Below are 11,968 nucleotides of genomic sequence, written 5' to 3'. Positions count from 1 at the left end.
AGAAAATGTAACCTGACCGCCATGGGGGCAGTTGACTCCTGCACGCGCCGTGCCAGTTCTCCGGGGCCGCCAGTGGCGATCCGCGCCGGATCGCTACCGCTGTGCGCCGCCGCTCTCGACCCGAAATGTCCGCCGTGGCTTGGAATCTAGACGGGCAGGCCGCGGCGCTGGAGCGGGGCCTGGCCGGCGCCACCCCGCAGCGGGTGGGCTGGTTCCGCTTCTACTTCGAGGGCGAACGCTGGGTGTGGTCCGACCAGGTGCAGCGGATGCACGGCTACCAACCCGGCACCGTCACCCCCACCACCGAACTGGTGCTGTCGCACAAGCATCCGGCCGATCGCCCGCAGGTGATCGACGGCATCAACGACATGATCCGGCGCCGGCAGGCGTTCAGCACCCGGCACCGCATCGTGGACACCGCCGGCATCATCCACCACGTCGTGGTGGTGGGCGACCAGCTCTTCGACGACAGCGGCGAGCTCGTCGGCACCCACGGCTTCTACATCGAGGTCACCCCGGCCGCCACCCGCAACCGCGAGGACTCGATCAGCGCCAAGGTCTCCGAGATCGCCGGGCGGCGCGGCGTCATCGACCGCACCAAGGGGATGCTGATGCTGGTCTACGGCATCGACGAGGACGCGGCGTTCAACATGCTCAAATCGCTGTCCCAGCACGGCAACATCAAGCTGTCGGTGCTGGCGCAGCGCATCGCCGAAGACTTCACCGCGCTGGGCAAGGAGGTCATCACCGCGCGCTCGCGGTTCGACCAGCGGCTGCGCACCGCCCACCTGCGCCCGCCCGGCGCCGGCGAGGCCGGCTCCGGCTGAACGCCGCCGCCGTCAGCCCGTGATGGTGGTCTGCTCGTCGATGATGTGGGTGGCGTCCATCAACGGGCCCTGGTCGCTCTCCAGCCCGTCGGCGTTGAGCTGCAGCACGTAGACCGCGCCCTGGCTGGGGATCACCACCGTCTTCTGCGCGATGACGCGGGTCTTGCCGCCGCGCTGGTAGGTGCCGCCCAACTGCCAGGCCTGGTAACCGCCCAGCGTGGACGCCGAGCCGTCACCGCTGCCGGAGTACCCGGGCAGGTTCTGCACCTCGCCCGGGGCGTACTGGATGATCTTCGCCGGGTCGACGTCGCCGGTCAGCTTGGAGAACAGCGCCGACACCGTGGGCGGGTCGGACGGGTCGGCGGGCTGGCTCTGCACGATGCCGCCGTAGGAGGTGCCGGAGTTCTGGTTGAGCTGCCAGCCGGCGGGCACCGGCAGGTCGACGTTCGGGCCGGGATCGCCGTGGTGGACCGGGGTCTCGGAGATGTGGTTGTCCTTCACGTAGTCGGCGATGGTGTATTTGGCTTGCGCCGCCGGTGCGGTGCTGGATTTCGAGGACGTCGCCGTCGACGTGGAGGTCGAGGTCGACGTCGACGTCGACGTTTTGTCACCGGATTTGTGATCGTGGCCGCAGCCCACCAGCGCTAAACTCAGCGCCACGGAAATCGTTGCTAGAGTCAAGTGTTTCATTAATCCAATCTCCCGACAATTGGGGTCGGTACCTGCGGCCGACCAGGCTGCCGCAACAGTAGCGGAAATGCTTCGCAAGTTTGCCGGTATCTTTTGGACTTTTTGCTGGCGGCCGGCCGCGCGGGCCGGCCGGCGATCGTTATTCCAATTAGTGGCCGAAAACGCCACGGCAATACACCGCCAACCACCGGCGATCCAGTATTAGACAGGTATGCGGTCGCGAACGGCCCCGATTGCGCTGGTCGCGACCCTGGCCGTGGTGATGACGGTGATCGCGCCGGCGCCGCCCCGGGGCTACGATGGACCGCCGCTGTTCGTGGCCAATCCCGTCGACCACGTCGTGACGCTCATCGGCACCGGCACCGGCGGCGAGACGGTGGGGGAGATCAACAACTTCCCCGGCGCCACCGTGCCGTTCGGGATGGTGCAGTACTCGCCGGACACCTCCGGCAACTACGCCGGCTACAACTACGACAACCCGCGGGCGACCGGGTTCAGCATGACGCACGCCTCGGTGGGATGCGCTGCGTTCGGCGACATCTCGATGCTGCCGGTCACCGGCGGGCTCGGCGTGCAGCCCTGGAACGCCACCGAACGCATCGCCCACGACGACACCGAGCGCGGGGTGCCCGGCTATTACACGGTGCGACTCCCCGGCGCCGGGGTGACCGCCGAACTCACCGCCACCGCGCACACCGGCGTCGGCCGGTTCAGCTACCCGGGCGACGGCCGGCCCGCCCTGCTGCAGGTGCGTTCCGGCTCGTCGCTGGCCGGCAACTCCCGCGCCACCATCCACCTCGGCGAGGACAACACCACCATCACCGGCTGGGCCACCAGCGGCGGCTTCTGCGACAAGCCCAACGCCTACACCGTCTACTTCGCGATGAAGTTCAGCCGGCCGTTCATCTCGTACGGGTCCTGGGACGGCAGCATCGTCTACCCCGGGGCCCGCAGCGCGAACGCGCCGTACAGCGGCGGGTATGTCGAGTTCCCGGCCGGCTCGGTGCTCGAGGTGCGCACCGCGATCTCCTACGTCGGCATCGAAGGGGCCCGGGCCAACCTGGCGGCCGAGGGCAACGCCGGCTTCGACGACGTCCGCGCCGCCGCGGCCCGGCAATGGAACGCCGCGCTGTCCCGGGTGACGGTGGCCGGCCGCAACAGCGACGACCTGACCACCTTCTACACCGCCCTGTACCGAACCATGTTGCACCCCAACATGTTCAACGACGCCGACGGGCGCTACGTCGGGTTCGACGGCGGCATCCACCGGGTGGCCGACGGTCACGTCCAGTACGCCAACTTCTCCGACTGGGACACCTACCGCTGCCTGGCGGCGTTGCAGGCGTTGCTGTTCCCGGACCGGGCCGCCGACATGGCCCAATCGCTGGTCACCGACGCCCAGCAGAGCGGCGCGCTGCCGCGCTGGGCGTTCGCCAACGCCGCCACCGGCGAGATGAGCGGCGACAGCGTGGTCCCGCTCATCGTGAACCTGAACACGTTCGGCGCCAACGACTTCGACACCGCCGCGGCGCTGCGCTACATGGTGGACGGGGCGACCAAGGGCGGGGTGGGCTTGGCCGGTTACGTGGAACGCCGCGGCATCGCCACCTACCTGCGGCTGGGCTACGCGCCGTTCACCCTGGAATTCGGCCGCAACGGCTGGATCGCGGACGCGTCGATCACCCTCGAATGGTCGATCGACGACTTCGCCATCTCCCGGTTCGCCGACTCGCTCGGCGACGCCGCTACCGCCGCCGAATTCGCGAACCGGGCGCAGTACTGGCAGAACCTGTTCAATCCGAGCACCCGTTCGGTGGTGCCGCGCAGCTGGAGCGGATTCTTCCGCCCCGGGCCCGCGGTCGTGGTGTCCCCGGACAACTTCGGCCAGGTCGGGTACGACGAGGGCAACGCCGAGCAGTACGTGTGGTCGGTGCCGCACAACGTCGCGGGCCTGGTGACCGCGCTGGGCGGGCGCGCCGCGGTGGCCGAGCGGCTGGACCGGTTCACCAAGAAACTCAACGTCGGTCCCAACCAGCCGTACCTGTGGGCCGGCAACGAGCCCAGTTTCGGTGTGCCGTGGCTGTACAACTACATCGGCCAACCGTGGAAGACCCAACACACCGTCGACCGGGTGCGCGGGCTGTTCGGTCCGACCGCCGACGGCGAACCGGGCAACGACGACCTGGGCGCGCTGGCCGGCTGGTACGTGTGGGCGGCGCTGGGACTGTACCCGGCCACCCCGGGGACCCCCATCCTGACGGTGGCCGCGCCGCTGTTCGACCGCATCGAAATCGCGCTGCCGGCAGGCAAATCCATCCGGATCGCCGCCCCCGGCGCGTCCGGGCCGCACCACCCGGCCTACATCAGCGGCCTGAAGGTCGACGGCCGGCCCACCGAGCACACCTGGCTGCCCGAGTCGATCATCCGCACCGGCGGCACGCTGGCGTTCTCGCTCGCGGCCTACCCCGACAAGCATTGGGGCACGGCCGAATCTGATGCGCCGCCGTCGTTCGGGGCGGGGAGTTCGGCGGTGGCGGTCAACGTGCCGCAACCCGTCGTCAGCATCGCGCCCGGGCACCGCGGCAGCGTGACCCTGGACGCGCAACGCATGATCGACGGCGCCGGTGGATACACCGTCTCCGGCGCCGCCTCCGACCCCGGCGTCGCCGTGACGCCCACGTCCGGCCAATTCGACGCCGGCGGGGCGGCGTCGGTGTCCGTCCCGATCACCGTGGCACCGACGGTGCCCCAGGACTACTACCTGGTGTCCTTGACCACCACCGTCGGCCAAAGCACCCGCACCACAACGGTTCTGGTGGACACCCAGGCCGAACCGGAGAGCCGTTGACCCTCAGACCATCTCGTGCTTGGTCAGCCAGCGCATCACCGGCCAGCCGACGAATACCGGCAGCCAGCAGGTCAGCATCCGATACAGCAGCACGGCCGGCACCCCGATGGCCGCCGGCACCCCGAACGCGGCCAGCCCACCGATCAGCGCCGCCTCGACCGCCCCGACACCGCCGGGCGTCGGCGCCGCCGAGGCCAGCGTCCCGCCGACCATCGTCACCACGGTGACGGCGACGAACGTGGTGTCGCCGCCGAAGGCCTGAATGCTGGCCCACAACGCCAGCGCCGCACCGAGAGTCGTTCCCGCGCAACCCAACAGGATCAGCGCCAGCCGCCGCGGTTCGCGGGCGAGCTTGGCCAGGTCGCTCACCACCTCGTCCAGCTTCGGGCGCACCTCGGTGGCCAGCCACCTGCGCAGTGTGGGCACGAACAGGAAGGTGCCGACGATGCCCAGCGCCACACCCGCGATCAGATACAGCATGGTTGCGCTGGGCACGAAATGCGACAGATTCATCGATGCGCCGGCCGCCGCGCTGAACAGCACCAGCAGCGCCAGATGCGCGATCACCTGCACCGACTGCTGCAGCGCGACCGCCGCAGTGGCCCGCATCGCCGACAGGCCGCTCTTTTGCAGGAAGCGGGTGGACAACGCCAGCCCGCCGACACCGGCCGGGGTGGTGGTCGCGGCAAAGGTGTTGGCCACCTGCGCGATTGACAGCATCCAGAAGTTCACCATGCCGTCGGCGCAGGCCCACAGCGCCGCGGCAGCGCCGACATAGGTCAGCGCCGACACCAGCAAGCCCAGCAGCGCCCACCACCAGTCCGCGGTGCGCAGCTGGGAGAAGAACGTCGGCGCCGTGCTGATGAACGGATACGCGACGTAGACCAACGCCCCGAACAGCACCAGCTGAATGATCTGGCTGCGGGTGAACCGGGTGATGGTCTGCGGTTTGATCTGGTCGGCCCCCGTTTGCCGCTTCACCTCGGCGCGGGCGCCCGAGATGACGGCCCCCGAGTCCGGCACCGAACGCCGAACCGATTTGGGCACAGCGACTTTGGTGAGCCGCCGGGACGCCGACAAAATGGTGTCCGCGCCGAAGACGTCGATGGCGGCGCGCACCGCGGACTTCGGGTCGTAGTGCGCCGACGTCGTCACCAACAGCTGCGCGATGTCGGATTGCAGCTGCGCCTCGGTGGCCCCGTACTCGGCGCTGCCGAAGCCGCCGAACAACACGGCCCCGTCGTCGACGGTGATGTGGTGGGCGCGCAGGTCCCCGTGGGCGATCTGGTGGTCGTTGAGCACCCGCAACGCCTCCCAGAGCCGTTGCACCGGTGTGGTTTTCGCGCATCGGTCGATGGGCGTGCCGCGAGGAGGCTTGTGCGAGTACAGCATCCAGCCCCGGTCCAGGGTGGCGACGGCCACCGTCGCGGTGTTGGCCAGGCCGGCCTCGCCGATCGCGATGGCCATCAGCGCGCGGTGCTCCACCGCGCGGCGCATCGAGGTCAGCAGCGGCGCGGTCTCGGCGTCGCGCAGCTTGAGCTTGCCCCACAGCTGGCGCAGCGCCCCGCCGCTGCGTTGGTGCGGGCCGTACAACTCGATCAGGGCCGTGTGGTCGGCGTCCTGGCCGTCGGCGGACAGAATGAGCGGGCCGCGGCCGGCCGGCCGGACCACGGTGAGCCGGCAAACCTCGAAGCCGGCCTTGGCCAACGCCCGCACCGCGGCGTCCAGCGGAACCTCGAGCGCCGGCGTGCCCACGACGAGCACCACCAGCGCCCCGACCACCCAGCCGACCGCCAAACCGACCAGCGAGCGCGCCGGGACGATCGCGCTGACCACAAGGTGGATCGGCACGAACGCCAGCAGCAGCGCCCACCACCAGTGCCGCCAGCGCGCCGGCAGCCACGGTCCCGACACCGTCAGCACCGCCGCCAGCATCCCGATCCAGCGCGGGTCGTCGAGCAATTGCGCCGGCAGCGTGGTGAGCCGGTCGAGGACGTCGAAATGCCATCGCGGCGCGGCCAATCCGGTGCCGCTGATCGACAACAACACGATGGCGCTCAGCCCCGCGGCGGCGTAGGCGCCCAACAGCTTCCACTGCCCGGCCGCGATCAGACCGATCAGGATCATGAACGGCAAGGCCACGATCGCCAACCCGTACACCAGGTAGACGACATCGGATTGGGTGGGCGAGAGGACACCGACGATCTGGGAGACCGATTTCTCCAGCGCGATCCACTGCGGGCGGGTGATCACCGAACCCGTGATCACCACCGCCAGGAAGATCAGCGCCATCCCCAGCCGCAGGATGTCGTTGGTCCGCCGGGTCAGCGGCTGCAGCAAGCTGCCGGAGACGATGATGTCGCGCCCGTCAACTCGCATCTATCAACGATCCTCCGGATTCGCCCGGCATCGCCGATACCGCGCTCACGGCCGCTGATCGGCCCGCCGACAAGTTAACTCAATCCCCGCTTGGTTGACAGCTCCCACTCATGCAGCGCGCGTAGGGTCGTATAGGTAGCCGAGCTAGCGAAGTGGGGAGGAGGCGCACGTGCCCAGGACCGACGACGACAGCTGGGAGATCACCGAGAGCGTGGGGGCGACCGCGCTCGGGGTGGCCGCCGCCCGCGCCGCCGAGACCGAGAGCGAGAACCCGCTGATCAGCGACCCGTTCGCGCGGGTGTTCCTGGACGCCGCCGGCGACGGCATGTGGAACTGGTTCGCCGCGCCCAACCTGCCCGCCCAGATCGCCGAGGCCGAACCCGACCTCAAGCCGCGGATGCAGGGCATGGTCGACTACATGGCCGCGCGGACGGCGTTCTTCGACAACTTCTTCCTCGCGGCGACCCGCGCGGGCGTCCGTCAGGTGGTGATCCTGGCGGCGGGCCTGGACTCCCGGGCGTGGCGGCTGCCGTTCGAAGACGGCACGACGGTCTACGAACTGGACCAGCCGCGGGTGCTGGAGTTCAAGGTGACGACGCTCGCCGAGCACGGGGCCCGGCCGACCTGCCACCTGGTCAGCGTCCCGGTGGACCTGCGCCACGACTGGCCGGCCGCCTTGCGCCAGGCCGGATTCGATGCGCACGCGCCCAGCGCGTGGTCGGCCGAGGGCCTGTTGCCGTTCCTGCCGGCGGCCGCCCAGCAGCTGTTGTTCGAGCGGGTGCAGACCCTCGCCGCGCCGGGCAGCCGGATCGCGGTGGAGGCGCCCGGCCCCGACTTCCTCGACGAGGCCGCCCGCGAGCGGCAGCGCCAGACCATGCAGCGGGTGCGCGACCTGATGGCCGACCTGGAGCCCGACCGCGACATCCCCGACGTGCAAGACCTCTGGTACTTCGAGGAACGCGAGGACGTGGGCGACTGGCTGGGCCGGCACGGCTGGGACGTGACGGTCACCCCGGCGCCCGAACTGATGGCCCGCTACGACCGCAGACCACCGCACGACATCGAAGACGCCACACCGCAGACGCGGTTCGTGGCGGCGCAACGCACGGAAAGGACCCGACCCGACCGATGAGCACAGCCCGGAGCGACGACGACAGCTGGGAGATCACCGAAAGCGTGGGGGCGACCGCGCTGGGGGTGGCCTCGGCCCGCGCCGCGGAGACCCGCAGCGAAAACCCTTTGATCAAAGATCCGTTCGCACAGGTCTTCCTGGACGCCGCCGGCGACGGCGTGTGGAACTGGCACTCCGCGCCGCAGCTGCCGCCCGAGCTGATCGAGGCCGAACCGACCATACCGCTGCAGCAGCAGGCCATGGTTAGCTACATGGCTTCGCGCACAGCGTTTTTCGACTCGTTCTTCCTGGAGGCAACCGGTGCGGGCATCCGTCAGGCGGTGATCCTGGCGGCCGGGCTGGACGCGCGGTCCTGGCGGCTGCCCTGGCCGGCCGGGACCACGGTCTACGAGCTCGACCAGCCCCGGGTGCTCGAATTCAAGGAGTCCACCCTGGCCGAACACGGGGCGCAGCCCGCCTGCAACCGGGTCGCCGTGCCGGTGGATCTGCGCCACGACTGGCCGGAAGCGTTGCGGCAGGCCGGGTTTGACGCGTCGGCGCCCAGCGTGTGGTCGGCCGAGGGGCTGATGCCGTATCTGCCGGCTGCCGCCCAGGACTTGCTGTTCGACCGCATTCAGGGCCTCACCGTCGCCGGCAGCCGGGTCGCGGTGGAGGCGTTGGGGCCCAAGTTCCTCGACCCGCAGGCCCGCGCCAAGCGCCGGGAACGGATGGACCGGATCCAGGCCCTGATGGCACGGATCGATCCGGATCGGGCGGTGCCCAGAACCGACGAGCTGTGGTACTTCGAGGAACGCGAGGACGTCGGTGAGTGGTTCGGCCGGCACGGCTGGGACGTGCGCGTGACGCCGTCGGACGAGCTGATGGCCGGCTACGGGCGGCCGGCGCCGGCCGAGGTCCGCGACTTCGTGCCGGGGAACCTGTTCGTCGCCGCGCAGCGGCGGTAGACCAGAAGGCCTAGCCTTTCGGCAGGGTGAAAGCCAGCCGACGCAGCCACGAGCCGTCTCGCCAACGCAACGCGCCCGCCGTGATGCGGCCGCCGGCATCGCGGACAGCCTGGCCGACGCCGATGCGGTCCAACGCGGCCAGCGCGTTGGGCCAGATGCTGATCCCGGCGCCCGAGGACGTGTCGGTGCGCTCCTTGACGACGGTGACTGCGTATCCGCGCCGCTGCATCGCCACCGCCGTCGCCAGGCCCGCAATGCCGGCTCCGATCACCAGGATCCGTTGCGCCATGGTGTCGAACCTAACGCCGCACGATGCCGGCACAGAAAGCAGTCACCCGGTAGAAGAGGATGTTACCCGGCGGCGAGAGAAGGTGTCGGCTGCTCAACGGCCGTCCGAAGCTTCGGTCCGCTTACGGTCGAGGAACGTGTCGAAGTCGAACGGCGTCGAGGTGCCGCTGCGTTCGCCGGCTTCGAGAGCTTCGCGCAGCGCCCCCGTAGCTGGGTTTCGCGATCCTCGAGCAGCCGTAGCGCGGAGCGCACGACGTCACTGGCCGACCGGTAGCGTCCCGAGGCGACCTCGCTCTCGAAAGGCGCTGTAGTGCTCGTCGAGGCTGAAAGACGTGTTTTTACCCCACAACGCTCACCATGCCAATAATTGGTATCGCGCGCTTGCCGGCGGGTTGGGTGAGTCGCGGAAAGATGCGCGACACGCCGGTGGTCTGACCACCTGACTGGCCGTCGGCCCGCCACACTGGCCGCATGGCGCTGCAGCCGGTGATTCGCCGATCGGTGCCCGAAGCGGTTTTCGACCAGATCGCCACCGACGTGCTCAGCGGTGAGCTGCCAGCGGGTTCGGCGTTGCCCAGCGAGCGCCGGCTGGCGGAGGTCTTCGGGGTGTCGCGCCCCGCCGTCCGCGAGGCGCTCAAGCGGCTGTCGGCGGCCAGCCTCGTCGAGGTGCGCCACGGCGGCGTCACGACGGTGCGCGACTTCCGGCGGCACGCCGGTCTTGACCTGTTGCCGCAGTTGGTGTTTCGCGACGGCGAACTCGACGCGGGGGTGTTCCGCAGCATTCTGGAGACGCGGCTGCGGATCGGTCCGAAGGTCGCGGAACTGGCCGCCGAACAGCACGGCCCGGAACTGGCTGCGCTGCTCGACGATTCGCTGCGCCGGCTGGAGGCCTCGCACAGCGCGGTCGAGTGGCATCGCGGCACTCTCGAGTTCTGGGATCACATGGTCGACAGCTCCGGCTCGATCGTATTCCGGCTGATGTACAACCCTTTCCGCGCGGCCTACGAGCGAGCTCTGGGTGTGCTGGCCGCCGCGATTCCCGCCGAGATCAACCGCACCGACGCGTATCGTGCACTGGCCCAGGCGATCTGTGCCGGCGATGCGGACGAGGCGGGCCGCGGCGCCCGCGAGGTCCTCGAACTCGCCAACGCCACCATGATCGGCGCGCTGGAGCGGCGATGAGCAGCCAAGCCGTGATCGCGAACTACCTGCGGGGCCAGATTCAGCCCGGGATCGACGCGGTCGGCGGCTTCTTCAGGACGTGCGTGCTGACCGGCAAGGCGTTGTTCCGGCGGCCCTTCCAGTGGCGGGAGACCATCGAGCAGGGCTGGTTCATCACCAGCGTCTCGCTGCTGCCCACCCTCGCCGTCGCGATCCCGCTCACCGTGCTGATCATCTTCACCCTCAACATCCTGCTGGCCGAGTTCGGCGCCGCCGACATCTCCGGCGCCGGTGCGGCGTTGGGCGCGGTGACGCAGCTGGGGCCGCTGACCACGGTGCTGGTGATCGCCGGCGCCGGCTCCACGGCGATCTGTGCGGACCTGGGAGCGCGCACCATCCGCGAGGAGATCGACGCGCTGGAGGTGCTGGGCATCGACCCCATCCACCGGCTGGTGGTGCCCCGGGTGGTCGCCGCCACCATCGTCGCCACCCTGCTCAACGGTGCGGTGATCACCATCGGCCTGGTCGGCGGATTCGTGTTCGGCGTTTTCATCCAACACATTTCGGCGGGCGCCTACGTCGGCACCCTCACCCTGATCACCGGCCTGCCCGAGGTGGTGATCTCGGTGGTCAAGTCGGCCACCTTCGGGACCATCGCCGGCCTGGTCGGCTGCTATCGGGGACTGACCACCAAGGGCGGTCCCAAGGGGGTGGGCACCGCCGTCAACGAGACGCTGGTGTTGTGCGTGATCGCGCTGTTCGCCGTCAACGTGGTGCTGACCACCATCGGCGTGCGGTTCGGGACGGGCCGCTGACATGGCAGCGATCTCCGCGCCCGGCGCCCTGCGCGCCCGCTATCCGCGAACCGCCGCCAACCTCGACCGCTACGGCGGCGGCACCGTCCGAAGGCTTTGGCAGATCGGCATTTTCGCGCGGTTCGCCCGCATCAGCGTCGGCCAGATCGGCTGGGCGTTGCGCCACTACCGGCGCGAGACGCTGCGCCTGGTCGCCGAGATCGGCATGGGCACGGGCGCGATGGCCGTCATCGGCGGCACCGTGGCGATCATCGGCTTCGTCACCCTGTCCGGCGGCTCGCTGATCGCCATCCAGGGTTTCGCGTCGCTGGGCAACATCGGCGTCGAGGCGTTCACCGGGTTCTTCGCCGCGCTGGCCAACACCCGCATCGCCGCACCGATCGTCGCCGGGGTGACGCTGGCCGCCACGGTCGGCGCGGGCGCCACCGCCCAGCTCGGCGCCATGCGGATCAGCGAGGAGATCGACGCGCTGGAAGTCATGGGCATCAAATCGATTTCGTTCCTGGTGTCCACCCGGATCCTGGGCGGGCTGGCGGTGATCGTGCCCCTGTACGCGCTGGCCCTGGACATGGCCTTCACCTCCGGACAGGTCGTCACGACCGTGTTCTACGGCCAGTCGAACGGCACCTACGAGCACTACTTCCGCACCTTCCTGCGCCCCGAGGACGTGGGCTGGTCGGTGTTCGAGGTCGTCATCATCGCGGTGGTGGTGATGATCACCCACTGCTACTACGGCTACACCGCCAGCGGCGGCCCGGTCGGCGTCGGGCACGCGGTGGGCCGATCGATGCGGTTCTCCCTGGTCTCGGTGGTGGTGGTGGTCCTGCTCGCCCAGTTGGCGCTCTACGGCGGCGACCCGAACTTCAACCTGACGGTGTGAGCGC

General features: G+C 69.6%; 9 protein-coding genes and 2 pseudogenes. 7 read left to right on the top strand and 4 right to left on the bottom strand.

Annotation, left to right across the window (positions count from 1 at the left end; all coding sequences use genetic code 11):
- Window positions 1–125 precede the first annotated feature (125 nt).
- Window positions 126–827: a PAS and ANTAR domain-containing protein gene (locus NF20_RS19280; protein WP_003873608.1), complete on the top strand. Its 702-nt coding sequence runs from the start codon at window positions 126–128 to the stop codon at window positions 825–827.
- Between the two features lie 12 nt (window positions 828–839).
- Here the strand turns inward: NF20_RS19280 and NF20_RS19275 are convergent, their stop codons facing one another.
- Complete coding sequence (locus tag NF20_RS19275) at window positions 840–1,517, bottom strand: LpqN/LpqT family lipoprotein (RefSeq protein WP_033710788.1); 678 nt, start codon at window positions 1,515–1,517, stop codon at window positions 840–842.
- 211 nt (window positions 1,518–1,728) lie between these two features.
- Between NF20_RS19275 and NF20_RS19270 the strand changes: the two genes are divergently transcribed.
- Window positions 1,729–4,365, top strand: a complete 2,637-nt coding sequence (locus tag NF20_RS19270; RefSeq protein WP_033717391.1) for a GH92 family glycosyl hydrolase — start codon at window positions 1,729–1,731, stop codon at window positions 4,363–4,365.
- Between the two features lie 3 nt (window positions 4,366–4,368).
- Here NF20_RS19270 and NF20_RS19265 read toward each other — a convergent pair whose 3' ends face one another.
- On the bottom strand, window positions 4,369–6,744 hold the full coding sequence (locus tag NF20_RS19265; RefSeq protein WP_009979182.1) for a lysylphosphatidylglycerol synthetase family protein: 2,376 nt from the start codon (window positions 6,742–6,744) through the stop codon (window positions 4,369–4,371).
- A 169-nt stretch (window positions 6,745–6,913) separates the two neighbouring features.
- On the opposite strand from NF20_RS19265, the gene NF20_RS19260 reads away from it, so the two are divergent.
- The gene (locus NF20_RS19260; RefSeq protein ID WP_033710791.1) at window positions 6,914–7,876 is read left to right on the top strand and encodes a class I SAM-dependent methyltransferase; all 963 of its coding nucleotides are present in this window, start codon (window positions 6,914–6,916) and stop codon (window positions 7,874–7,876) included.
- Complete coding sequence (locus NF20_RS19255) at window positions 7,873–8,820, top strand: class I SAM-dependent methyltransferase (RefSeq protein ID WP_009979180.1); 948 nt, start codon at window positions 7,873–7,875, stop codon at window positions 8,818–8,820. Before NF20_RS19260 ends, NF20_RS19255 begins: the two co-directional genes overlap by 4 nt.
- Window positions 8,821–8,857: 37 nt before the next feature.
- On the opposite strand, the pseudogene NF20_RS19250 reads toward NF20_RS19255, so the two are convergent.
- Together NF20_RS19250 and NF20_RS26600 are read right to left on the bottom strand one after the other, a co-directional pair.
- A pseudogene (locus NF20_RS19250) lies at window positions 8,858–9,109 on the bottom strand (FAD-dependent oxidoreductase); the annotation flags it as partial.
- Window positions 9,110–9,202: 93 nt separating this feature from the next.
- Window positions 9,203–9,457 (bottom strand): annotated as a pseudogene (locus tag NF20_RS26600) (type II toxin-antitoxin system ParD family antitoxin).
- 122 nt (window positions 9,458–9,579) lie between these two features.
- Here NF20_RS26600 and NF20_RS19245 point away from each other — a divergent pair.
- Genes NF20_RS19245 through NF20_RS19235 form a run of 3 tightly spaced genes read left to right on the top strand, consistent with a single transcriptional unit; the run spans window position 9,580 to window position 11,964 of the window.
- Complete coding sequence (locus NF20_RS19245; RefSeq protein WP_033710793.1) at window positions 9,580–10,290, top strand: FadR/GntR family transcriptional regulator; 711 nt, start codon at window positions 9,580–9,582, stop codon at window positions 10,288–10,290.
- Window positions 10,287–11,084, top strand: a complete 798-nt coding sequence (locus tag NF20_RS19240) for an MlaE family ABC transporter permease (protein WP_003873599.1) — start codon at window positions 10,287–10,289, stop codon at window positions 11,082–11,084. Before NF20_RS19245 ends, NF20_RS19240 begins: the two co-directional genes overlap by 4 nt.
- Before the next feature lies 1 nt (window position 11,085).
- Window positions 11,086–11,964 (top strand): ABC transporter permease, encoded by an 879-nt coding sequence (locus tag NF20_RS19235; protein ID WP_033710794.1) that lies wholly within the window; start codon window positions 11,086–11,088, stop codon window positions 11,962–11,964.
- Window positions 11,965–11,968: the final 4 nt, after the last annotated feature.

It is taken from the genome of Mycobacterium sp. MAC_080597_8934, assembly GCF_000523975.1.
Taxonomy (GTDB): Bacteria; Actinomycetota; Actinomycetes; order Mycobacteriales; family Mycobacteriaceae; genus Mycobacterium; species Mycobacterium avium.
The sequence above is the reverse complement of the archived record's forward strand: the minus strand, read 5'-3'. Positions and strand labels throughout refer to the sequence as shown.

Coding starts and splice junctions, on each gene's coding strand:
- NF20_RS19255 (WP_009979180.1), top strand. CDS start 7,873: ATGAGCACAGCCCGGAGCGACGACGACAGCTGGGAGATCACCGAAAGC.
- NF20_RS19280 (WP_003873608.1), top strand. CDS start 126: ATGTCCGCCGTGGCTTGGAATCTAGACGGGCAGGCCGCGGCGCTGGAG.
- NF20_RS19270 (WP_033717391.1), top strand. CDS start 1,729: ATGCGGTCGCGAACGGCCCCGATTGCGCTGGTCGCGACCCTGGCCGTG.
- NF20_RS19235 (WP_033710794.1), top strand. CDS start 11,086: ATGGCAGCGATCTCCGCGCCCGGCGCCCTGCGCGCCCGCTATCCGCGA.
- NF20_RS19265 (WP_009979182.1), bottom strand. CDS start 6,744: ATGCGAGTTGACGGGCGCGACATCATCGTCTCCGGCAGCTTGCTGCAG.
- NF20_RS19245 (WP_033710793.1), top strand. CDS start 9,580: ATGGCGCTGCAGCCGGTGATTCGCCGATCGGTGCCCGAAGCGGTTTTC.
- NF20_RS19275 (WP_033710788.1), bottom strand. CDS start 1,517: ATGAAACACTTGACTCTAGCAACGATTTCCGTGGCGCTGAGTTTAGCG.
- NF20_RS19240 (WP_003873599.1), top strand. CDS start 10,287: ATGAGCAGCCAAGCCGTGATCGCGAACTACCTGCGGGGCCAGATTCAG.